This is a genomic window from Sphingomonas endolithica (assembly GCF_025231525.1).
GTDB lineage: Bacteria > Pseudomonadota > Alphaproteobacteria > Sphingomonadales > Sphingomonadaceae > Sphingomonas > Sphingomonas endolithica.
Genome location: NZ_CP103057.1, coordinates 3,243,322 through 3,266,917, shown reverse-complemented (window position 1 = coordinate 3,266,917; position 23,596 = coordinate 3,243,322). Strand labels below are relative to the sequence as shown.

Annotated in this window: 17 protein-coding genes; 8 read left to right on the top strand and 9 right to left on the bottom strand. The window is 64.2% G+C overall.

What is annotated here, in order from left to right:
* Positions 1-90 precede the first annotated feature (90 nt).
* Positions 91-1,113: an IS110 family RNA-guided transposase gene (locus NV382_RS15335; RefSeq protein WP_260597420.1), complete on the top strand. Its 1,023-nt coding sequence runs from the start codon at positions 91-93 to the stop codon at positions 1,111-1,113.
* Between the two features lie 310 nt (positions 1,114-1,423).
* On the opposite strand, the gene NV382_RS15330 is transcribed toward NV382_RS15335, so the two are convergent.
* The 7 genes from NV382_RS15330 to NV382_RS15300 form a co-directional block, all read right to left on the bottom strand.
* On the bottom strand, positions 1,424-2,029 hold the full coding sequence (locus NV382_RS15330) for a response regulator transcription factor (RefSeq protein ID WP_260597579.1): 606 nt from the start codon (positions 2,027-2,029) through the stop codon (positions 1,424-1,426).
* The gene (locus tag NV382_RS15325; RefSeq protein ID WP_260597578.1) at positions 2,026-3,126 is read right to left on the bottom strand and encodes a sensor histidine kinase; all 1,101 of its coding nucleotides are present in this window, start codon (positions 3,124-3,126) and stop codon (positions 2,026-2,028) included. The genes NV382_RS15330 and NV382_RS15325 overlap by 4 nt, the downstream gene beginning before the upstream one ends.
* Before the next feature lie 32 nt (positions 3,127-3,158).
* On the bottom strand, positions 3,159-3,911 hold the full coding sequence (locus NV382_RS15320) for an ABC transporter permease (protein ID WP_260597577.1): 753 nt from the start codon (positions 3,909-3,911) through the stop codon (positions 3,159-3,161).
* Positions 3,911-4,819 carry an ABC transporter ATP-binding protein gene (locus NV382_RS15315; RefSeq protein WP_260597576.1) on the bottom strand — a complete coding sequence of 303 codons (909 nt, stop codon included), beginning with the start codon at positions 4,817-4,819 and terminating at the stop codon, positions 3,911-3,913. Before NV382_RS15315 ends, NV382_RS15320 begins: the two co-directional genes overlap by 1 nt.
* Before the next feature lie 117 nt (positions 4,820-4,936).
* Complete coding sequence (locus tag NV382_RS15310) at positions 4,937-5,902, bottom strand: acyl-CoA thioester hydrolase/BAAT C-terminal domain-containing protein (protein WP_260597575.1); 966 nt, start codon at positions 5,900-5,902, stop codon at positions 4,937-4,939.
* Positions 5,903-6,538: 636 nt separating this feature from the next.
* A complete protein-coding gene (locus NV382_RS15305; RefSeq protein ID WP_260597574.1) occupies positions 6,539-7,858 on the bottom strand; it encodes a sigma-54-dependent transcriptional regulator in 1,320 nt (439 codons plus the stop codon).
* Positions 7,855-9,600, bottom strand: a complete 1,746-nt coding sequence (locus NV382_RS15300; RefSeq protein WP_260597573.1) for a sensor histidine kinase — start codon at positions 9,598-9,600, stop codon at positions 7,855-7,857. The genes NV382_RS15305 and NV382_RS15300 overlap by 4 nt, the downstream gene beginning before the upstream one ends.
* 201 nt (positions 9,601-9,801) lie before the next feature.
* Here NV382_RS15300 and NV382_RS15295 point away from each other — a divergent pair, with 201 nt between their 5' ends.
* Genes NV382_RS15295 through NV382_RS15285 form a run of 3 tightly spaced genes read left to right on the top strand, consistent with a single transcriptional unit; the run spans position 9,802 to position 15,178 of the window.
* Complete coding sequence (locus tag NV382_RS15295) at positions 9,802-11,148, top strand: dicarboxylate/amino acid:cation symporter (RefSeq protein ID WP_260597572.1); 1,347 nt, start codon at positions 9,802-9,804, stop codon at positions 11,146-11,148.
* Between the two features lie 33 nt (positions 11,149-11,181).
* Positions 11,182-14,274 (top strand): TonB-dependent receptor domain-containing protein, encoded by a 3,093-nt coding sequence (locus NV382_RS15290; RefSeq protein ID WP_260597571.1) that lies wholly within the window; start codon positions 11,182-11,184, stop codon positions 14,272-14,274.
* Position 14,275: 1 nt separating this feature from the next.
* Entirely contained in the window at positions 14,276-15,178 is a 903-nt protein-coding gene (locus NV382_RS15285; protein ID WP_260597570.1) for a PEP-CTERM sorting domain-containing protein, read from the top strand.
* A gap of 593 nt (positions 15,179-15,771) precedes the next feature.
* Here the strand turns inward: NV382_RS15285 and NV382_RS15280 are convergent.
* Positions 15,772-16,248: a hypothetical protein gene (locus tag NV382_RS15280; RefSeq protein ID WP_260597569.1), complete on the bottom strand. Its 477-nt coding sequence runs from the start codon at positions 16,246-16,248 to the stop codon at positions 15,772-15,774.
* 6 nt (positions 16,249-16,254) lie between these two features.
* Between NV382_RS15280 and NV382_RS15275 the strand changes: the two genes are divergently transcribed.
* The gene (locus NV382_RS15275; protein ID WP_260597568.1) at positions 16,255-17,745 is read left to right on the top strand and encodes a hypothetical protein; all 1,491 of its coding nucleotides are present in this window, start codon (positions 16,255-16,257) and stop codon (positions 17,743-17,745) included.
* Between the two features lie 520 nt (positions 17,746-18,265).
* Positions 18,266-19,012, top strand: coding sequence for a class I SAM-dependent methyltransferase (locus NV382_RS15270; protein WP_260597567.1), 747 nt, complete (start codon positions 18,266-18,268; stop codon positions 19,010-19,012).
* 39 nt (positions 19,013-19,051) lie between these two features.
* On the opposite strand, the gene NV382_RS15265 is transcribed toward NV382_RS15270, so the two are convergent.
* A complete protein-coding gene (locus NV382_RS15265) occupies positions 19,052-20,068 on the bottom strand; it encodes a YeiH family protein (protein ID WP_260597566.1) in 1,017 nt (338 codons plus the stop codon).
* Positions 20,069-20,207: 139 nt separating this feature from the next.
* On the opposite strand from NV382_RS15265, the gene NV382_RS15260 reads away from it, so the two are divergent.
* On the top strand, positions 20,208-21,449 hold the full coding sequence (locus NV382_RS15260; protein ID WP_260597565.1) for an MFS transporter: 1,242 nt from the start codon (positions 20,208-20,210) through the stop codon (positions 21,447-21,449).
* Positions 21,450-21,542: 93 nt separating this feature from the next.
* On the top strand, positions 21,543-23,582 hold the full coding sequence (locus NV382_RS15255) for a S9 family peptidase (RefSeq protein ID WP_260597564.1): 2,040 nt from the start codon (positions 21,543-21,545) through the stop codon (positions 23,580-23,582).
* Positions 23,583-23,596 lie beyond the last annotated feature (14 nt).

Below are 23,596 nucleotides of genomic sequence, written 5' to 3'. Positions count from 1 at the left end.
GCGATGGCGCGGAAGGTGGCTGTTCCCCGATAGATGAAGGCGCGGGCTCACGACTGGTAGCCGGGCCCATACATCGCACGGAGAACAACCATGGGTGAGTATATCGGGTTAGATGTTTCGCTGAAAGAGACAGCGGTATCCATTCGACGTAGGGGCAAGCGTGTTTGGCGTGGCAAGTGCTTGTCGGACCCAGCGGCGATCGCCGCGTTGATCCGCAGGCATGCTCCATCAGTCGAGCGGGTGGTGTTCGAGACGGGGCCGCTCTCGGTCTGGTTCTACCATGCTTTGAGCGCGGCCGGACTGCCAGCGATCTGCATCGATGCTCGCCATGCCAAGGCCGCGCTCGACATGGCCGCCAACAAAACGGACGCCAATGATGCGGACGGCTTGGCGCACCTAGCCGAGGTCGGCTTCTACCGTGAAGTCCGGGTCAAGGGCTTCGACAGCATGCTCTCGCGTACGCTGGTTGGGGCACGCACCAAGCTCGTTCGGGCGACGCTGGACGTAGCGAACCAGATCCGTGGGTTGATGAAGACGTTCGGGCTGATCGTACCACGTGGCATAGGCGGCAAGTTCGAGGCGAACGTCCGCTCGCTGCTCGCCGAGCATGTCGATCTCGCGCGGATCATCCTGCCTCTGCTAGAGGCGTGGCGGAGCCTGCGCATCCAGGCGACCGAGCTAGGGCGCCAACTCCTCGCAGAGGCACGCAGGAACCAACAGTGTCAGTTGCTGATGTCGATCCCCGGCGTCGGTGCGATCACCGCTACTGCTTACCTGACCGCAGTCGAGGATCCCGCCAACTTCAGCCGATCGCGCTCGGTGGGCGCCTGGCTCGGGCTGACCACGCGGCGCTATCAATCAGGCGAAGTGGATTACGATGGCCACATCTCCCGACGTGGCGATGCACATGTCCGCTCGCTGCTGTATGAGGCGGCTGTCGTGATCCTTACCCGCTGCCACGCCGATAGTGATCTGCGGGTCTGGGGTATGAAGCTCCGCGAGAAGGTCGGCTTCAAGCGTGCCGCGGTCGCCGTTGCCCGCAAGCTCGCGGTCATCATGCATGCGATGCTTCGCTCCGGCGAACTGTTCACCAGGACGGCCGCGGCCGCCTGACCCAAGAGCTCGACAGCGCCAGATGGCGTAACGAGGCGTCCCTGCCGGGACGTAGGCTGGTCCATTCCGCTTCGGACGTTGCATCACGAGCCCGGCTCGGAGCGTGCGTAACGAACATTGGAAGATCCATCCCGCGAAGCCCCATGATGCGGCGGCTCATGCCGACCGCGAAGACGACCGTGCCCCGGCAAACACGTCCGACACCAAAAGGCGCTTGCAAAGCCCGCCATTAGACGACGTCTGGTTTTGGGAAGCGGCGAAGACAGCGTGCACGACCGGATGTGGGTCATCCGGTAATTAGCGCATCCAATCATAACCAACCGTTTTCGCGCGCGAGGCGGCTCGCCTCGACTCTGTTGGCGGCACCAAGCTTGCCAGCAGCCTCAGACAGATAATTGCGGACCGTTCCCGGTGCCAGCGCGAGGGCTCGGCCGATCTCCTTGTTCGAACGCCCCTCGTCGGCGAGCCGCAATACTGCGCGTTCGCGGTCACTCAGCGGATCGACAGGAGCGAAGGCCGTGGCGGCGGCGAGCTCCGGGTCGATCACCCGCGCGCCGCGTGCGACGCGACGGATGGCGTCGGCCAATTGGTCGGCGGGACTGTCCTTGAGAATATAGCCGCGCACGCCGGCATCGATCGCGCGGCGCAGATAACCGGCACGGCCGAACGTCGTGACGATCAGCACATGCGTGGCGAGCTGCAGGTGACGAACGCGCGCCGCGACTTCGATCCCGGTGAGGCCCGGCATCTCGATGTCGGACAAAAGCACGTCGGGTGCGAGCGCGTTCACCAACGCGACTGCCGTTTCGCCATCCGGCGCGCGGCCAACGACCTCGAAGTCGGGCTCGAGCGACAGCAGCGATGCGATGGCGCCGAGCACCAGCGCCTGGTCTTCGGCGACGACGATCCGGATCATCCGGTGGCGCCCGGCAAAAGCGCACAGACGCGCGTGCCGCTCGTATCGGCATGAATGGTCAAGGCGCCGCCCGCCGCTGGCAGGCGGGCGCGCATTCCGGCTAGCCCCGCGCCTTCGCGGAAATGTCCGCCTTGGCCATCGTCGCGAACGGTCACGCTGGTCACGCCACGATCCTCGTCCACGCTGATCCGGCAGTGGCGCGCGCCCGCGTGGCGGATCACGTTGGTCACCGCCTCGCGCAATGCCATTGCCAGCACCGCGCTGTCGGATTGCGCGATCGCCCGCTCGGCGCCGTCGACCTCGCACGCAACGCCACCTGCCGCGAGCGCGACGCGTGACGCCTGGAGCTCGCGCGCAAGACTCGCATGCGCCATGCCCGCAACCGCGGCGCGAACATCGGCGAGCCCGGTCCGCGCGGCGTCGGCGATGTCAACCATCTCGGCGCGCGCTTTTTCCGGATCCGGGCCGGTCAGCTTGACCGCCAGATCGGCCTTGAGCGCGATCAGCGTCAGCGTGCGCCCGAGCAGATCATGCAGGTCGCGCGCGATCCGCTCGCGTTCGGCGTCGCGGCTCAAGCGTCGAACCTCTTCTTGCGCGCGTACCAAGTCGGCATTTTTCTCGCCCAGGTTCAGGCCAAAGATCTTGCTGATCGCGACCATGCATTGGAACACGCCCATCATGACGATGAAATACCAGCTGAGCCCGATCAGCGTCGCGACCATCATCGATGCCGCGACGAAGAGAGCGACCATCCGCCATGCCGCGCGCGCAGGCCGCAACTCCACGGCAATCGACACCGCATAGACGGTCAGCACCGTCCAATTGCCGTGAAACGGGATCAGCGCAAACGAGAGCAAGAGAGCGAGAATCGCTGGCAGGATCACCGCACGCCCCTTGCGGCCGTCTGCCCAAATATACAGCGCGAGAAAGACGATCAGCCCAGCCAGCGACACTGCAAGATGGATTGCGCTCGGCCTATGGTTGATCCAAGGCGCGCCGAACAGCGGCAGATAGGCAAGCCAAACCCAGGGGCCCCGCACGTCGACGATACGACGCAGCCAGCTTTCGGTCTGATCAGTCGGGGCGGACTTTGTCATCGCAGCGATGCTGCTCACCGTGGCACGCTCGGTCAAGCGGCGCTGCGGCGCCAGCCGCTTGCGGCCGACCATGCCGCGACCAGCGTGATCATCCCCAACGCTGCGAGGTGCGCGCCGATCGACCCGCTGACAGGCATGGCGATCGTCCCGAGCGCCAATTGCCCGAGGTGGAACGAGGGCGTGATCCAGGCGGCGTGCTGGATCCAGCCGGGCAACACCGTGATCGGCATCCACAGCCCGCCGAGGATCGAGAAGCCCAGATAGAGCGCGTTGGCGGCCGCGATCGCGCCCTTCGCGCTCAGCCGCATGCCGACCGCAAAGCCGATCAAGGCATAGGGTATTACCGAGCCGAGATGGATGAGCACGAGCGCCGACCATTGGCCCGCGTTCAGCCGGACGCCGCCGATCAGCGCCAGTGCGTAGATCAGCAGCAAGGCGATCGCCGCCATCGCACCGGCCGAGACGAGCTTGGCAGTGAGATAGGCTCCGCCCGGCAGCGGCGAGACGCGCTTGAGTTCGATCAGCCCGTTCTCCCGCTCGATCGCGACCCCGGCGCCGAAGCCGAACAGCGCGGGGCCGGTTGCCGCGAACACCCCGAAGGTGGCGAGCGAATAGGCAGCGGCATCGGCACTGCCTTTGGCAAGGCCGATCGCGAACAAGGCATAGAAGACCGCCGGGGTGATGATCGTCGGTAGCGCGAACTGCGGCAGCCGCAGGTTCTTCTTGAGCTCGGCGATGCTCTCGCGGGCGAACACGCCGACTGGCGGGGCGATAGCGATTTCCATCAGGCGGCCCTTCGAAGATCGGTGGAGAGGTTGGCGAGCGCATCCTCGAGCGACGCGGCGCTGATCGTCAGGTCGGCGACATGGGCATCCGCCGCCAGAAGCGCGCGCGCGGTCGTGGCGCCATCGCGCCCGACCAACGTGACCGTACCGCCGCTGCGCGCGACGCTGTGCACCCCCGGCAACGTCGCCAGCACGCGATCGGGCAACTCGGTCCGGCAGCGGATGGTCGAACCGGCGACGCTCGCCTTGATCGCGGCAGGCGTGCCGTCGGCGATGATCCGGCCGGAGTCGATCACCACGATGCGATCGGCCAGTGCATCGGCCTCTTCGAGGTAGTGCGTCGTCAGCAGCACCGCGACGCCCGCATCGGCTTCGTCGCGCACCGTGGACCAGAGCCGGCGGCGCGCATCATGGTCTAGCCCGGTGGTCGGTTCGTCAAGGACGAGCAGGTCGGGCTTGCCGCAGATCGCGAGCGCATAGAGCAGGCGGCGGGCCTGCCCGCCCGAAAGCGCACTGGCGCGGCGCGTTTCGAGACCGTCGAGTCCCGCGAGCGCGATCGTATCCCCGACCTCACGCGGGCGTCGATAATAGCCCGCTTGCAGCGTGATCAGCTCCCGTACGCTCAGCACGTCCGGCAACCCCGCGCTCTGCAACATTACCCCCATCCGCGCGCGCGCCGCCGGACGGCTCGGATCGATCCCGAACAGCATGGCCTGGCCGGCATCGGCTTTCAGCCGGCCGGTGAGGATGCCGACGCTGGTGGTCTTGCCGGCGCCGTTCGGCCCCAGCAAGGCCGTCACTTCGCCGGCGTGCAGATCGAGCGAAAGGCCGTCGAGCACTGCGCGCCCGTCATAGCGCTTCGTCACCGCGCGCAATCGCGCGACCGCCGCCAAGTCTCCGCTTTCCATCGTCCGTCTCCTCTAAGATGCAGCGGTAGTGCAGCAGCGGTCGCAGCCCTGGCAGTGTTGCGCGTCATGCTGGCGAGATGACACATGTCACCTCGCAACCGGCCAGGGACGACCGACCTATAGCGCCGCGAGGAAGCGCTTGCTCGCCGCCCAAGCCTCGGCGCGCGCCTTGATCGTGCCTTCCGCTGTTCCGCCGAAATCGATCGAGAAGGTCGTGCCGGGGATCTGAAGCTTGGTCATCGCCGGGCCGGTGCCCATCAGCAAATGGCTGGCATCGGCATAGTGGAGGTTCTGCATTGTTGCCCGGCCTGATCGCTTCCCAAGGCGCGCGGCGGCCTCATCGGCATAGACGTCAGAAGGCCATAGCGCATCGGCGGTGCTCGACTGTAGCAGGACGGCCCCGCGAATGCGCTCGACGGGAATGCGCGCAGGCTCGGATGCAGGCGCGCGCAGGAACGCCTCGCGCATCGAGGTGCCGGGTGTGAAGCTCATCTGGCGAAAGGCGAGGGGACGGCCGCCGAGCGTCCACGCAGGCTTGACCGGCGCGTTCGCCACTCTGGGTGCGCTGGCGGCCGGTATCCCGCCCCACACCCAGTCACTTGGCGAGTAAGCGATCACGCCCGCCAGATCGGGACGCAGCGACCCGAGCAGCAACGCAAGCTCGCCGCCGCGCGACAGGCCCATGACGACGATGCGCGTAGGATCGACCTCGGGGCGCCGCTTGAGCCAGTCGATCGCGCCGAAGAAATATTCAAGCGGGATTTGCTCGAGGCTCGCGGGCACGCCCTCGGGTTGTGCGCGCCAGTCCTTGAAATAGGCTAGCGCCAGCACCGGATAACCGGCTTGTGCGAGGTCGTCCGCATCGCGCGCCGATGGCAGGCCGCCGTCGGACCCGTTGAGCATGATGACGGTCGTGCGGCGTTGGGCATCCGGGAGCGCGTGGAGGCGCCCCACCAGCCCCGCCTCCCGCACGTCCGAGCGTATGACCGCCTGTTGGGCGAAGGATGGCATCGGCATGCCGGTGATCGCGCCGACAGTGGCGGCGGCAAACCCGGCCTTGAGGAAGCGGCGGCGGTCGAGCATCGGATTTCCTTCAGCAATCTCTGAGATTGATTTCTGAAGCGCCTACGCCCGGCTGAGTAGTGACGAATGTCATGGAAGTTCTGTTATGATGTCACTGGTTAGACGGTAGAGGGGCTGACACATACCCGAGCTTCCCACGATCTCCTCATCCTGCTGCCTTGCCCTCGGCAAGCCGAAGACCAGCGGGTGGCGCCGGACCGCTTAAGCTGGCTACTGTTGGGTCCACGTCCCGGGGGCAGCTTACACGGTCGCAAGGAGGGCGCGGCATTGCACTAGATCGCGGAGCCTGTCGCCCGTGCGTTCGCCATTTCGAATGAGCGCGATCGAGGTGAAGCTCTTCGTCGAGAAGTAGTCGCCGAAATATGGGACGCGATCAGCCAACTTCGTGAGCTTGCGAGCTCACGGCAACTGGCAATCTCCTGACGTGATCGCAAAATTGCGATCCGCAGCATTATGAACGGGCGTCTGAAGTTGGAAGGACGGCGGAACGCTCTGAGTGTCGCCTATTGGGTCTCGTCGGACGCCTAAGGGGTGCCAGCCGTGCCTCTTCACTAGGTCATCGTTCTTTGCCGCAAGTGCGCGCTGTGTCGCTCGCCGGCGGCGATCGAATGAGGCCATACTCAAATGCGTGAAGCCTCAATCCTTTCGAAATGCCTCAGGATCGATGCCGTGTCGTTCGAGCTTGTCGTACAAGGTTCGTCGCGAGGTTTTGAGCAGGCCCAGCGCCTTGACTACGTTCCCGCCAGTCGCGGTCAGCGCGTCAATGATGATGCTTGCCTCGAACGTCGCCACGCGCGCGCGCAGATCGATCGGCTCTGACGAAACGCCACTTTGCGCTGAATTACACACCGCGAAGGCAAAGTTGCGCAGCTCGCGCACGTTGCCCGGCCAGTCGTGCGCCAGAAGGTGACGCCGATCCTGGTCAGTCATCGCGTATGGCGGCAGCCCTAGCTGCTCGCGCGCTTGATCAACGAAAACTGCAAACAGCATTAGCTGGTCCTGCTCACGCTCGCGTAACGGCGGGGGGCGGAGGCATGTCGCGGCAAGGCGGTGGTAGAGGTCGGCGCGGAATCGACCGTCGCGCACCGCACTCGAGAGGTCGCTGGCCGTAGCAACAAGGCGCAGATTGACCGCCTCGGCACGGACCGCGCCGACCGGTTGCACCTCGCGGTCCTCGATCACGCGCAGTAACCGCGCCTGCAGCGGGAGTGGCAATGCATCGATCGCGTCAAGCAGCAGCGTGCCGCCACTCGACGCGACGATCTGCCCAACGCGTGCGAGACGGGTGTGTGGGACGCTGTCCGCGGCGTGGCCGAACAGTTCGATCGCGGCCTGTTCGTCGGAGAGAGCCTCGCACGGTACAACGATCAGAGAACGCGCACAGCGGGACGACCCGCGGTGGAGCATCGTCGCGATAAGATCTTTTCCCGTGCCGGGTTCGCCCTCGATCAAGACGTCCATATCGGTGTCGGCAAATTGTCGGACCTGTTCCCGTAGCCGGGCCATCGCTCCACTCTCGTCGAGTAGCGGGCCAGCCGCCTCGCTGATCGCGGCGGCGGCGCGCAACCGGCGGTTCTCGATCAACAGTCCGCGACGTTCGAGCGCGCGGGTGACAGTGAGCGCGAGGTGATCCGCGGCGAACGGCTTAGTCAGGAAATCGAACGCGCCATCTTTAAGCGCCGCGACCGCCATCGGCACGTCGCCGTGGCCAGTGACCAGGATCACCGGCAGGTCGGGATCCCGCGCGCGAACTTGGGCAAGTAGCTGCAGGCCGTCCATCCGCGGCATGCGAATGTCAGAGACGATTACACCGTCGAAATTAGGCGGGATCGCTGTTAGCGCCGCTTCCGCACCTGAGAAGGCGCGCACCGCGAACCCAGCAAGTTCCAGCGCCTGCACGGTCGCTTGGCGCAATGTGTCGTCGTCTTCGACGAACAGGACGGTCTGCCCGGTCATGCGCGCTGTAGCGTCATGACGAACGCCGCTCCCGCTTCGCTGTCGACGAGGATGAGATCGCCGCCAAATTCACGCGCGATGGTCTGTGCGATGGCCAGGCCCAGCCCGAGCCCGTCGGCCTTCGACGACACGAATGGTGAGAACAATGTGTCGGTAAGGACTGGATCAATCCCGCCGCCATTGTCCGACACGCGAACCTGCACCATTTCGCCGATCGTTGCGGCGATCGTAATGCGGCCGTCAGGTCGATTGGCCAACGAGTCGAGCGCGTTGGTGACGAGATTAACCAATATCTGCTCGATGCGGATGCGATCCCCGACGATGCGCACACCGCGCTGTTCGGCGCTGACGCGGCTGTCAAGCGCGCGCCGCGCGGGTGCACCTATCAGCAGCATCAAGCCGTCGAGTACCGCGCCGAGCTCCGTCGTGCCAGTCGCCGGAGCCTTGCGGCGAGCAAAAGCACGTAGTTCGGCAGTGATCGCGCCGATGCGCTCGGTTAGGCCGACTATATGCGCCAAATTCTCTCGTGCGGTCTCGATCCGCCCGCGGTCGAGCAGCACGCCACCATTTTCGGCGAGGGTGCGTATTGCGGCGACCGGCTGGTTGATTTCGTGCGCAACCCCGGCAGTGATCTGTCCGATTGACCCAAGCCGGTTGGCCTGTGCCAGTTCCTCGCGTGCCTCGCGGTAGCGCAGATCGGCAGCCAGGCGATCCTCCGATAGGATGGTGAGTTCGCTATTGGCCGCGCTCAGTTCGGCGGTCCGTCGTACGACCTCAAGTTCCAATGCTTCCCGGCCGACACGCTGCAACCGTCGCGTCTCGGCAGCACGGATCGCCAGGCCGCCGGCGCTTCCAACGACCAGCAATGTCCCCAACGCCCACAGCAGCGCACGCGATCGCGCCGCGACCAGTGCCGGTTCAAGCGGCGACAGATGCAGCAGCCGCCCGCCGGCCACCGGTGCTGGCAACGTGGCGACGCGGTACCGAGCGTCGTCTACCACCGCCTCCGCACCGTCAAACGCGATTGGTGCGGCGGCGGGCGGGGAATGGCCAAACTGCAGGGTCCGACGCGTTTCGGCAAGTGTCGCGGCGTCGAGAGGGTGGGTTGTGCGGAAGCGCCATGCAGGTACGCCGGTGACCAGCACCACGCCGTGCGCGTCAGTAACCAGGCTTATTCCCGCCGCACGTCGCCAAGTCGCCTCGACGCGATCGAACTCGACCTTGACGACGACCACGCCGAGCACATGGCGGCCAGCATCGACCCGCCGTGCGAGATACAGGCCGGGGCGGCCGCTGACCGTACCGAGCGCGAATAGTTCCGATGCACCATTGCGCATAGCTTCTGCGAAATAGGGGCGGAAAGCGTAATTCTGGCCAACGAAGCTAGTCGGCAGCCGCCAGTTGCTTGCCGCCACGGCGCGGCCGCCGCGATCGAGCGCGTAGATCGCCGCCGCGTCGGTGCGCCGAGCGAACAATTCCAGTGTGTTATTTAGCCGAGTGGCCGCCGCAGCGTCATTGCCCAGCGCTTGCGCCACATCAGGATAATCGACGAGCACCAGCGGCAGCAGGCGGAACTTCTGCAATTCGCTCGTCAGCAGCCCGACATGCCCCTGCGCCAACGACAGTGCGGACTCGTCCGCCGCAGTGCGCGCCTGCCCCGATGCCCAGCGAATGCCGAGCAGCGCCAGGGTCAGCCCGAGCAAGGTGAGGCACAGGAGCGGCCAGACGAGTTTGCGGGTCATCATCTGTGCGGAATATCGCACATAATGCGCCCAGTGTCGGTGGCGGAAATGGCGCACGCATCAGTCAACTTGACAACTCACCGATCTATTATTGTTGATTCACAGCTAGATAAAAGAAGCCGACCTGAATCTGGCCTTGCCCCTCCCGACCTCGATACAACGGCACGAACAAGCCCTGCATACAAGGGCGTGAGAGGTTTCATGAAGGTCACCGCTGCCCCATTGCCTCCGGGCAAACCAATCCCGCTATGGCGGCATCTGTACGTGCAGGTGCTCTTCGCGATCGTCGCCGGAGTAGTGCTTGGCCATTTCTGGCCTACGACCGGCGAGGCACTAAAGCCGCTCGGCGACGGCTTCATCAAGCTGGTTAAGATGGTCATCGCACCGGTGATCTTCCTGACCGTTGTCACGGGGATCGCCGGGATGCGCGAGCTTGCCGCGGTCGGGCGCGTCGCGGGCAAGGCGTTCGCCTATTTCCTGTTCTTCTCGACGCTCGCGCTGATCGTCGGGCTGATCGTGGCCAATGTCGTGCAGCCTGGCGCAGGGATGAATGTCGATCCGGGGACGCTGGATGCCGGCGCCATCGCTGATTACGCTCACAAAGCTCAGGAGAGCACGCTGACGGGTTTCCTGATGTCGGTAATCCCGACGACGATGGTTTCAGCGCTGACCGACGGATCGATCCTGCAGACCCTGTTCGTTGCGATTCTCTTCGGTGTGTCGCTGAGCTTGGTCGGCAAGCCAGCCGAACCGATATTCGAACTGCTCGAGCGATTGACGCTCGTCGTGTTCCGCCTTGTCGGTATCCTGATGAAGGCGGCGCCGATCGGCGCGTTCGGCGCGATGGCATTCACAGTCGGCAAATACGGCGTCGGTACGCTGGTCAATCTCGGTGCCCTGGTCGCGACCTTTTATCTCACCTCGTTGATCTTCGTGCTTGGCGTGCTCGGCACGGTGGCTTGGTTACATGGTTTCTCTATCTTCAAGCTGATCGCTTACCTAAAGGCTGAACTGCTTTTGGTGCTCGGCACTTCCTCGTCCGAAGCGGCGTTGCCGAGCCTGATCGGAAAGCTCGAGCGAGCGGGCTGCGACAAGGGTGTGGTCGGGCTCGTCGTGCCGACCGGTTATTCGTTCAACCTGGACGGCACAAATATATACATGACGCTCGCCGCCCTGTTCATCGCGCAGGCAACCGGCATCGAACTAAGCTGGGGCCAACAGGCAGCGCTGCTTGGCGTGGCAATGCTATCGTCTAAGGGAGCCGCCGGGGTCACCGGTGCGGGGTTCATTACGCTCGCCGCGACGCTGTCGATCGTGCCCTCGGTCCCGGTCGCGGGCATGGCACTGATCCTCGGCGTAGACCGCTTCATGAGCGAATGTCGCAGCCTCACCAACTTCATCGGCAATGCAGTCGCGACGATCGTCGTCGCGCGCTGGGAAGGCAAACTAGACCGAACGCGCCTCGACGAGGTGCTCAACCACCGCGCCGCTTCTGACGACCGACCAATCGATGAAGACGACGCACACATGACGGTGAACCCGGCCTGAGAGCCTGGACGCCTACTTTTTAGGGGATTGTGAATGAAGAAAATTGCACTGGGCGCAAGCTGCGCCATAGCGGCCCTGATCGCCGCTCAAGCTTCGGCACAGACCGCAGCGCCTGCACCGGCACAGAGTGAGAGTGTGCCGGGGATCGAGGCATCGACCCAAGCCGATGCCAGCAGCGAGCCGGCCCAACAGGACATTGTTGTGGTCGGATCACAGATCAAGGGCAGCAGCGTATCTGCGGCGCTCCCGGTCACGGTGATCGACGCCAACCAGATCGACGCGACCGGCGCAGTATCGGGCGACGACCTGTTCCGCTCGATCCCGCAAGCAGGAGACGTGACATTTAACGAATCCAACAACGCGCAAACCTCAAACGCCGCGCGAGGTGACGTCAACTCGATCAATCTCCGCAATCTCGGCATCGGCAACACGCTGGTGCTTTTGAACGGCCGCCGGCTCGTACAGCATCCGACATCTCAGGCAGGCGACGGCAATGTGCCGGTACTCGGGTACAACAGCAACGCCTTGCCTGTTGCAGGCATCGAGCGGCTCGAGATCCTGCGTGACGGGGCGGCCGCTATTTATGGCGCCGACGCTGTGGCAGGCGTGGTCAACACCGTCACTAAATCCAATTACGACGGCGGGCAGATCGACTTCCGCTATGGCGGCGCGGAAGGCACGCATCGCCGCGAATTTCAGGCGACCGGTCTGCTCGGCACCGACTTCGCTGAAGGGCGCGGCAACGTCTCCCTATACCTGGATTATACGCGCCGCACCGCGCAGCTCGCCGAGGACCAGGATTACACCGCCAGCGACAATCTGCTGCAATACTTTGCCAACGATCCGCGCTTCGCCGGTAACCTCACCGCGGATGGCCGTGCGACACAAAGCCCGTGGGCCAATTTCGCGATTGTCGGCGGACCCGGCACGATCCGCCGGGGCAACACCGCCGTGACCTCTTCGGCCGGCGCGTTCCATACCCAGTCGATCCTCAACCCCGGCTGCATACAGACGTTAAACGCCGACACCTGCCTTGGGACAGGGGCGCGCGCAACCGGGACGACGTTGCGGTCGGAGCGGTTCGACACGCGGCTGGGGACCACAGTCACTCCGCGCATCAACCGTTACAACACTTTCCTGTCCGCCCATTACGATGTGTCGGACAGCTTCACGCTCTACACCGAATTGGGTTACTACCGGGCCGACACAACGCGTATCCAGCCGCCGACGATCAATCTAAACAGCATTGTCGTGCCCACGACCAACTACTGGAACCCGTTCGGTGCGACGACGATCAACGGCGTCGCCAACCCCAACCGGATCGCTGGCCTGACCAACGTTCCCGCCGCTGGTCTGCCCGTACGTCTCTCTACCTACCGCTTCGTCGATGTCGGCAAGCAGGTGGTGAAGGTCGATAACTGGCAGTCCCGCTTCCTCGCCGGTGCGCGGGGCAAGCTAGCCGGGTTCGATTTCGACACTGCCCTACTTTATTCCGAAGCGCAGGCGACCGACCGTTCGAACGCGATCGACATGACCAAACTACAGGCCAATCTGGCGCTGTCGACGCCCGATGCCTACAACCCGTTCAGTGGCGGCTGTTCGGCGACGCCAAGCTTGAACGACTGCTCGCCGGCCTCTCAGGCGACGATCGACTCGTTCACCTTTGATCTCGTGCGCCGTTCGAAGACCACGCTGGGTCTCGCTGATTTCAAGCTGTCCAAGGCTGATCTTTTTTCGCTACCCGGCGGCGATCTTGGCATCGCCTTCGGCATCGAGGGTCGACGCGAGACGCAGCAGGACATCCGCAGCGACAACGTCAACGGCACCAATCAGTTCGTTGACAGCGTGACCGGAGAGCGCAATCTGTCGAACACCGCAGCGGTAAGCCCGACGCCCTCTACCAGTGGCCGGCGTACCGTGTTCTCAGCCTTCGGCGAGCTTGCCGTGCCGGTAATCTCGCCCGAAATGAACATCCCCGGGATCCGCCGGATCGAGGTGCAGCTTGCCGGGCGCTACGAGCATTACAGTGATTTCGGCTCGATCGCGAAGCCCAAGATCGCCGCAGCATGGGATGTGATCGATGGCTTCCGCTTCCGCGGATCCTACTCGAAAGGCTTCCGCGCGCCGAACCTCGAACAGACCAACACGGTGCAATATTCGCGCTTGGGCTCGAATACCGATTTCGTTCGCTGCGAGGCCGATCTGCGCGCTGGGCGGATCACCAGCTTCGGCGCGTGCGGGCGTGCGACAAGTTACTCGATCTCCGTTTCAGGGAATCCTGACCTAAAACCGGAAAAGAGCACGAACTATACGTTCGGTGTCGTCGTGCAGCCAAACTTCATCGATCCCGCCTTTGGTCGCCTGACGCTGACCGCGGATTACTGGTCGATCCACCAAACCGGTATCGTCGGGCAGTTCGGGCCTCAGAACGCGCTGATCCTAGACTACCTGCTACGCCAGGGCGGATCGTCAAACCCCAACGTGGTGCGCGCCGCGGTTACGGCCGACGACACGCCGGTCTTTGCCGGCACGGGCCTCAATCCGGCGGGTGCCGTGACGCAGATCAACGACCAGTTCACCAACCTGCTGCCGCAGACCGTGACCGGGCTCGATCTCGCGCTGCTCTACAACGTGCGGACCGGCATCGGTAAGTTTGATGTGGCGCTGAACGCCGCGCACCTCATCAAGTTCAGCCGTGATACCCCGTCCGCAGTCCAAGCCTTGTTCGACGCGCGTGCTGCCGGGCAGATCAACACCGCGACACCACTGACTGACGCCAGCGACCTGATCGAGCAGCGCGGGCGCCCAAAGTGGCGTCTTTCCGGCTCGCTCACCTGGAGTCTCGAAGGCTTCCAGATCGGGAGCTTCGTCAACTACACCGCTGACGTTCAGGACACCTCGTTCCTGGACGTCAATGGCCGGCCTTACACGGTCGAGGGACAGGCTACCGTCAATCTGTATGCGCAATACCGCTTCAAGGGCGGGGTGCTTGACGACACGCGGTTCCGCATCGGCGCGCGCAACCTGTTCGACAAGGACCCGCCGATCACCGCGGATGGCTATCTCGGTTCGCTTTACGTGCCCTATGGCCGCTATCTGTACGCCAGCGTGAGCAAGAGGTTCTAACATGAAATACTGGTTCGCCACTCTCACTCTGCTCGCTGCCGTTCCGGTGGCGGGACAGGTTTCCCCGGTCCCGGTGCGCAGCAGCGCGCCGCGCACGATCCTGTTCATCGGCAACAGCTTCACGCAGGGAGCGCATTCGGCAGTGCGTAACTGGCGCGCGAACACTGTGACCGACCTCAACAATGCCGGCTATGGCGGCGTGCCGGCACTGTTCAAGCGGTTTACCGAAGAGGCCGGGCTGAACTGGAACGTCAGCCTGGAGACGCAAGGCGGCAAGTCGCTTGGCTTCCATTACGATGAGCGCCGTTCGCTGATTGATCGCGCTTGGGACGTTGTCGTGCTGCAGGAATTTAGCACACTCGATCGCGAACGACCGGGTGATCCCGGCCGCTACATAGCCGATATAGGGCGTATTGTGCCGATGCTACGCGCGCGCAACTCTAGGGTCGACGTGCAACTGATGGCAACATGGAGCCGCGCTGACCTCGCGTATCGGGGGCGTGGCGGTCCGTGGGGCAACCGCCCGATTGCCACGATGGCCGAGGATTTGCGAGCCGCTGCCGATCGCGCACGGGCCGCCGTGCCGGGCGTCCGCGGCGTGCTTCCGGTCGGCCAGGCGTGGAACCGCGCCTTTGCCAGCCGCGTCGCGGATCCCGATCCCTATGACGGCACCACGTTCGGCGAGATGAACCTTTGGGCGTACGACCAATATCACGCGAGTACGTACGGCTATTACCTTGAGGCGCTGGTCGTATTTGGGCGCATTGCCGGGATCGACCCGCGCACTTTGGGCAAGGACGAAACTGCCGCCGACGAGCTTGGCCTTTCTGGCGAAGAAGCGACCGCACTGCAGCGGATCGCTGCCGAACAACTCGCTGCCGAGCCTGGCTTTGAGCGCCGCTGACCATGTCGGTTTGGCACGACGATCCCACAATGAACGAATGTCTTATTTGGGAAGGTCCAGATTACGTTTGAGTGACCGGGTTTGGGTCATGACCGCCGACGCCGAGTCGCTGATGATGACCTGGCCTGTCTGGCAACAGAATGGCGGTCATTTGCGCAGACGGCGTGTCGGCAAAATCTAACCTGATCGCTTTCGGAAGTGATTGCTGATGTCGTCGACTGATCCGCTGCAGAGTTGGTCGGAAAATTTAGGCGTCACTTCGGCCCAGATCGCCGCGAAGGGCGAGCCATAATATCGTTGCTCGACCTGCCCAGCCTGCTGCTTCAGTCCCAGGCGAGCGATTGTGAAGTAGAGCGGCACGTCCTCTCTCGAGCGCCCATGGCTGGCTTCCCTTCACTCGGCGCGCGCTTGTGCCACAGGCTCAACAGCCGCCGCTTCGCGTCCTCTGGTGTCGCCGCACCCATCCGGCAGAACGAAGACAGCAGGGCGGCCTCCAAGTCGCCCCGCCGGGTCTCGAGCCGGTCGAGCAGAATCTCGGCTTCGACCGGAACGGTGCCGTCAAGGCGCGCGTAGATGTCACCGGTCTGCTGCGTCTAGCCGCGCGCCTGTCCAGGCTGGAGCATGTCGATCATATCGGCTCGATGCGACGCGAGTGCGCCCGGCGGCAGCGCAGCCGCCAGTCGCCACAGGTTGCGACCATTCTCGCTCGCCGAAAGATCGGACGTCTGGAGCGCGCGCAGGGCGGCGAAGATCCGGCCCGCAAGCGGAGCGATGACCTCGGGCCGGTTCGGGAGGTGGCTTAACCAGCCGTCCGGCTGATGCTGCGGCGGGTCGGCCAACATCCTTTCGAGGACGGCCATCTCCTTGCCGATTAGCTCGGCGTCGGCGGCTCGGGCGAGAGCTTCGACGAAGCCCACGTCCGATGCGACCAACGCAAGATCGTCCGATCGTGTGAGGCCCAGGGCGGTCGCGAGTATGCCTACGGTTGGATCTATGGAGAATGGCTTGCCGTTGACGATGCCACTGCAATGCACGTCCGCCCGATTGTCTATGCACATGCTGTAAGACACGGCCTCATGGCCGCGGATGAAGCCCGACTGGGCAATGCTGCGCCGAGAACTGTGAGCGCGACGCAGGTCGCCCGGTCGCTCGGCTACGGATATGAGCGCACGCGCGCGCTGCTCGAAGCTACTGACCGGATCCCAACGGGATCCAGACGCGGCGTAGCTTTCGCTATCAAGCCTGATGCGGTGCGGGTCATAGCTGCCCGCAACGCGTCCACCATGACGGTGAAGGCTGCAGCCATGGAGCCGTTGCCTCATCCGGTCGTCGATACAATGTCGCCAGAGCTCGGGTCCAAGTTCTGCTTTGCCATCGGTATGGCGTTGGAGCGTCGGACCCTCCCGTTCAAGTCATGGAAGGTTAGTTCAGAGGAAGAGGCAGTGGTTCGTTCGGCCGGGTGGCATGCATCACTATGCTGGCCGAATGGATTTGAGAATCTCCTGGATAGCCTGCTGGCCGAACGGACCAGCGAAGCACCGATCCGTGGACCTCGAGGAGGCCTGTATGGCGGCATCTCTGCATTCCTGGTTCAAGAGAAAGCGCCGGAGCTTGATGTTTACCGCGACATCCTCTTGGAGCATATTCGTCGCAACGCACCTGTGAGCCCGAAGACTAAGATCTTCGATCAGCAGGTGCAAAATGCCGAATGGATAAGCCTAGAGAATACTTCAAAGATCATTGGCTATGGGCAGGATATCATCATCTTGGTGCTCACAGAGCTTGGGCTGACGAGAAGGTCCTGTTCACCATCGGACAGGTATCGTGCTCACATGTTCTGCACCGCGGATCTAAAGCCTGTCTCCGATTTCCTCGGGAGAACGGAATCGGTGCAGGGCCTATCCGCGAAGTTGGGCTGCACCTTCCGCACGATCTACCAATTTGTGGCTACCGGGATATTGCCAGAGATGGTCCCTGGCATTTCGGAACGCCGCAAGCTGGTGTCAAAGCAGAGTGTGACTGAGATGGTAGACAATCTTGCCCGCCTCGATGAGGTACATTGGCAGCGCCGTGGTGCGCTGATCGATATCCGCGAACTGAGGTACATGACACGTATTAGCGAGGACCGGATATTCTCCGCGGTTGTGACCGGAGAGCTATTGCCCCGCGCCCGGAAATACGGATCTGATAGGTTCAGAGATGTGTTGTTTGATAGGAATTCGGTACCGCAAATCCTTGCTGATTTGTGCGGACGCCTGACCATTGCGCAGGCCACGAGGCAGTGCGGCTGGAAGAGGAACACGATTTCGGTAGCGAAGATTGCCGGACTGTTGGAATACGAAACCGGAAATCGGTTCTTGGAATGCGAGACCATTGAAATGCTAAGGGCTAGGTGCATTGACCTCAACGAGCTCGGAGCCGTCGCGCGAGGGCTGCGCCGTAAGGACGTCCGCGCGGCTCTGGATTCTGCCGGAATCAAACCTATGGTTCCAGAAGGTGCGGCAGTCTCATCGCTATGGTCTCGGCCCGAAGCCCTTGCAGTGATTCAGGCACATCTGGCCGCCTGATATTCGCAGATGATACTTACCCAGTCAGCCCGAGCCGGCGATGCCCCTGTGCTGATACCGTAAGCGCGCAGACAGTTCACCACCGTTGGCAATCACTGCATTTCGGCCGACCGCTTTCGACTCTTGGTACCCGCTCATATCGACCCCGCAGGGATTGGGAGGCCCCGTATCGTGGTCATGCAGGATCCTATGTAGCTGTGGTCGGAAAGCGCTTGGCCGCCGGGCGGCGCGATCAAGTCGCCTGTCCCTACTGGTCAATCCGGCCGCTAGCTGATCCAGGGCGATGATGCCGGGCATCCGCGGTGCCCCGCAGGTGAAGCGCTAGCCGACGCTCCCTTGGCTCGCGTCCCGTGGAAAGGAAGAATCCGACCAGGCAATCGGTTCTGATCGTCGAAGCCGTCCATCCAATTGGGTTGGGCCTACAGGCAACCTCTTTTCAGATTGCACGGAATTTGGGAGAAATGCGTTGGGCCTGTTTCAAACAATCAGTTTGTTGCAGAGCGAACGAGGGAGCAAGAACATGAAGGCAATGACGAGCGTTGCGATTGTTGCACTGATCGCCAGCGGGACGGCGGCATCCGGGCGCGTTCATCCCACTGCTGAGACCCGCAAGGCGATCGCCACCGCGCTAGCCGATCCGGCGCGGGCCGATCAAGCGGGTGACGACGCGCGGCGCAAGGCGGCCGACGTGCTGGAATTTTCAGGCGTCGGGCCAGGCGACCGGGTGGTCGATCTGATCCCCGGCCAAGGCTATTGGACGCGGATCTTCTCGGGGATCGTCGGCAAGCGCGGTCAGGTGATCGCGATGTGGCCGGCCGGCGCGACCGAACATGCCGACCAGGCGGCACCGGCCCTGTCGGCGCGCGGCTTGAGCAACGTGGTCGTCGACGTACAGACGTCCGGCCCGGCGAGCGTGGCCAAGCCGGTTGACCTGGTTTGGACCGTGCAGAACTATCATGACGTGAACAATGCGGGTGGCGAGGCGGCATTGGCGGCGTTCGATGCCGCGGCGTTCAAGATGCTCAAGCGCGGCGGCATCTACATGGTGATCGACCATGCCGACGCGCCTGGCAGCGGGCTTGCCGGCACCGCGGCCACGCACCGGATCGATCCCGCGGCGGTCAAGGCGCAGGTCATCAAGGCCGGCTTCACATTCATCGGGCAGACGGCGGTGCTCGCCAATCCGGCGGACGATCACAGCAAGAAGGTGTTCGATCCCGCGATCCGCGGGCATACCGATCAGTTCGTGTTCAAGTTTCGCAAGTGAGTTGCGGGAGTAGCCGCTCCAGATGCCGCTGATCCGCCGCTAGCCGATCAGCAGCATCGCGGCGGCCAGCGCGAGCAGAAAGGCGACCAAGGTCGCTGCCAGGATCACGAGCAAGGGCTTTGGCCCCGCCTCCAGCAGTTGCGACAGCGGCGAACGGATCGCGGTTGCCGTGACTGCCGCCGCGAGCAAGCCCCCGGCGACCTGCTCGGCACCTCGGGCGACGAGCACCGGGATCACGCCGAAGGAGTTGATCCCGGCGAGCACGAAGAATCCGACGACGAACCACGGAATGCCCGGGCCCTTCGTGCGTGTGCCGTCGCCGCGCAGGAACAGCGCGACGATCGCCAGTACCGGCGCGAGCAAGGCGACCCGCGTCAGCTTGACGATCGCGGCGATGCCGCCCGCTGCATCCGAATAGGAATAGCCCGCGCCCAGCGCCTGCGCGACGTCGTGGATTGCGGCACCCAGCAGGAAACCGGCCTTGAGGTCGTTCAGGTGCAGCGCGTGCGCGGCGATCGGGTAGAGGACCATGGCGAGTGCGCTGAGCGCCGAGATGCCGACCAGCACCATCGTCAGTTGCGCCTGGCTGACGCGCCGCTCGCCGAGCGTAGTGGCCAGCGCCATCGCCGCCGATGCGCCGCAGATCGCCACCGCGCCGCCCGCCAGCGTTCCAAAGGCGGTGTCGAAGCCGAAGCGCCGCGCGCCCAGGATGCCCGCGCCGATCGTCAGCGCAACGATCGTCAGCACGCAGAGCAAAGCGACCGGGCCGAGATCGACGATCTGCCCGAAGGTGATGCGCACGCCGACCAGCACGATCCCCCAACGCAGCAGCGACCGCGAGGCAAAGGCAAGGCCGGGGGTCAGCCGCATGTCCGCGCTGAGGAAGTTGAGCGCAAGCCCGATCAGCAATGCCATCAGCGTCAGCGGCGCGCCGTAATGATCGGAGATGAATGCCGCGGCGAGCGTGCCAGCGGCGACGATCGCCAGGCCGGGGAAGTGCGTCTGCCACGTCCCTTTGGGCGAGGGCTCGATATCGCCGTACAGGTCTGCGGCCATTGGCAGAGGTCGTTTCACTGTTGCCAATTCTACCCCCATCGTCACCGGACTTGTTCCGGGGTGACGGCCAGAGATTAGGCTGTAGCCGAGTGCGCTGGAGTATGACAACGTTATCGGAAAGCAAATGGGAGCGGAGATGATGGCGGGCCAGGCACAGGAGCGGCGACGGTGGATCATCGTCGCGTTGGTGTTCTTCGCGATCATGCTCAATTATGTCGATCGACAGATCCTGGCGTTGCTGAAGCCGACGCTGGAGGCGGAGTTTCGCTGGAGCGACGGCGATTACGCCAACATGATATCGGCTTTCCAATTCGCCGCCGCGGTGGCGTTTCTCGGCACTGGATGGTTCATCGACCGGGTGGGGCTGCGTCTGGGTTTCGCGCTCGGCGTCGGCATCTGGAGCCTGGCGGGGATGGCGCATGCGTTGGTCGGTACGGTCGGTGGGTTTGTCGCCTCGCGTGTCGTGCTTGGCGCGGCTGAATCGGTAGGAACCCCCGCCGCGGTCAAGACGGCTGCTACGTATTTCGGGCCCAAGGAGCGGTCGATGGCGCTCGGCATCGGCAACACCGCGCCCAATATCGGCGCGATCGTCACGCCGCTGGTGATACCGGCGCTGGCCGTCGCGTTCGGCTGGAAGGCGGCGTTCCTGGTCGCGGGCGGGCTCGGGCTCGTCTGGGTCGCGGTGTGGCTGGCGGTGAAGGTGGAGCCGGTCGCCGCCGATGCGGTGAAGCCGGCGCCGATCAAGTGGCTGAGCCTAGTGCGCGACCGCAAGACGCTGGCCATCGCGCTGGCCAAGGTCCTGTCCGATCAGGTGTGGTTCTTCATGCTCGCCTGGCTGCCCGATCTGTTCCACCGCATGTTCGGCCTGCCGCAGGGCACGGTGGGGCTGCCGGTCGCGCTCGTCTATGTCATGGCGGCCTGCGGCGCGCTGACCGGCGGCTGGCTGCCGACGCGGCTGATGGCGGTCGGATGGAGCGTCAACCGGGCGCGTAAATCGACCTTGCTGCTCTACGCCTTGCTGATCCTGCCGGTTACGCTGGTGCTGTTCGTGGACAGCGCATGGGTGGCGGCGTTGCTGCTCGGGCTCGGGCTGTTTGCGCATCAGGGGTTTTCCACCAACGTCTTCGCGCTCACCACCGACGTGTTTCCGGCGCGCGCGGTCGGCTCGACGATCGGGATCGCCGCATTTTGCGGCAATATGTGGTCGATCGTGCTGATCCAGCTCGCAGCGGTGTCGCTGGCGCATGGCTATGGTTATGGGCCGTTGCTGGCGATCTGTTCGTGCTCGTACCTGCTGGCCCTGGGCTGCGTGCAGTTGCTGATTCCGGTGATCGTACTGGTCGAGCAGGAGGAGGGTACTGCAATTGCCATGGCGCACTGAGCCGCCACACCGATCTCAGACCTTAGGACATGCTTGCGTCCGCCCCACAATTGCGCATCTTGCGCACCACCATATCCGAAGGAACCCCGGCCGTTGCGCTTTGCCCTTGCGATCCTGATCCTCGCCGCGACGCCGGCGGCCGCTCAGCAACCATCCACGCCGCCGGCCGACGCGCCGAGCCGCAGCTTCACCGGCAGCGACCTGTTCGGCCTGTCGATCGCCGCCGATCCGCAGATCAGCCCGGACGGGCGCTCGATCGTATATGTCCGGCGCACCGGCGACGTGATGACCGATCGGCTGCAATCGTCGCTATGGCTGATCGACGTGGCAAGCGGCCGGCAAACGCCGTTTGCCACCCAGGGTAGCAACCCGCGCTGGTCGCCGGATGGCACGCGGATCGCTTATTCGGCGTCCGACGGCGATCACGCGCAATTGTTCGTGCGCTGGATCGCCAGCGGGGCGAGCGCGCGCGTGACGAGTTTTCCGGGCGATCCGCAGGCGCTGGCCTGGTCGCCGGACGGCACCAAGCTCGCGTATATCGCCACCGTCGCTGGCGAGGCGACGAAGCTCGGCACCAGCCCGGCCAAGCCGGAGGGCGCGAAATGGGCCGAGCCGCTGACCGTCATCGACCGGGTCAATTACCGCAATGATGGCCCCGGCTATGTAAAGCCTGGTTACGATCACCTGTTCGTGGTCGCCGCGGATGGCGGTGGAGCACGGCAGCTGACATTCGGCAAGTTCGACGATGGCGGGCCGCTATCGTGGACGCCGGACGGGCGCGGCATCGTGTTCGCGGCGATCCGCTCGCCAGATGCCGACCGGCAGGTGATGAATTCGGACGTGATCGCGGTGGACGTGGCGAGCGGCGCACTTCGCACGCTTACCTCGCGTGACGGTCCGGATGCGCAGCCACGCGTGTCGCCGGACGGCGCGCGGATCGCCTGGCTCGGCTTCGACGACAAGCGTCGGAGCTATGAGAATACGCAATTGTATGTCGGCGACCGCGATGCGGCGGGTCCACGCTCGCTGACCGGCAACCTGGATCGCGCGATTGAGGACGCGCAATGGTCGGCCGATGGTCGCAGCCTGTATGCGAGCTATGACGATCACGGCCAGCGCCACGTTGGGCGGATCGGGATGGACGGGCGAATGACGCCGCTGATCGACAATGTCGCCGGCGGCGGGCTCGACCGGCCCTATACCGGTGGTGAGTTCACTGTCTCGCGTGGCGGCACGATCGCCTATACCGGCGGCGACGCGAATGCGCCGGCCGACGTGTGGGTGCTGGCAGGCGGACGCAGGCGGCGGTTGACAAATCTTAACGCCGTGCTGACCGAATCGAAGGCATTGGCGCAGGTGCGCAAGATCGCTGTCACCGCCCCCGATGGCAGAGCGATCGACGCTTGGCTGGCGGTGCCTCCGGGGCGCGCACCCGCACAGCGGCTGCCGCTGGTGCTGGAAATCCACGGCGGACCGAACAGTGCCTATGGGCCGGGCTTTTCGAGCGACGTGCAATTGTATGCCGCGGCAGGCTATGCCGTGCTGTGGACCAATCCGCGCGGCTCGACCTCTTACGGCGCCGAGTTCGCCAACCTGATCGACAAGAACTACCCCTCGGCCGACTATGACGACCTGATCGCCGCCGTCGATGCGACGATCGCCGACGGTACCGCGGACCCCGACAATCTGTTCGTCACTGGCGGCTCGGGCGGCGGCGTGCTGACCGCATGGATCGTCGGCAAAACCAACCGCTTCAAGGCGGCGGCGACACAGAAGCCGGTGATCAATTGGGTAAGCGAGGCGCTGACGATGGACAATACGCTGTTCACGTCACGCTATTGGTTCGCCAAGCTGCCGTGGGAAGACCCAATGAGCTATTGGCAGCGCTCGCCGCTAAGCCTGGTCGGCAACGTCAAGACGCCGACCCTCGTCGTGGTCGGCAGCGACGATTACCGCACGCCGGTAAGCGAATCCGAGCAGTATTACGCCGCGCTGCAGATTGCCGGCGTGCCGACGGCGTTGGTGAAGGTGCCCGGCGCGAGCCATGGCGGCCTCGCGGCGCGCCCGTCGCAGTCGGCGGCCAAGGCATCAGCAATCATCGCCTGGTTCGATCGCTATCGGACGCGGCGGTAGGCGGATCAAGCGGC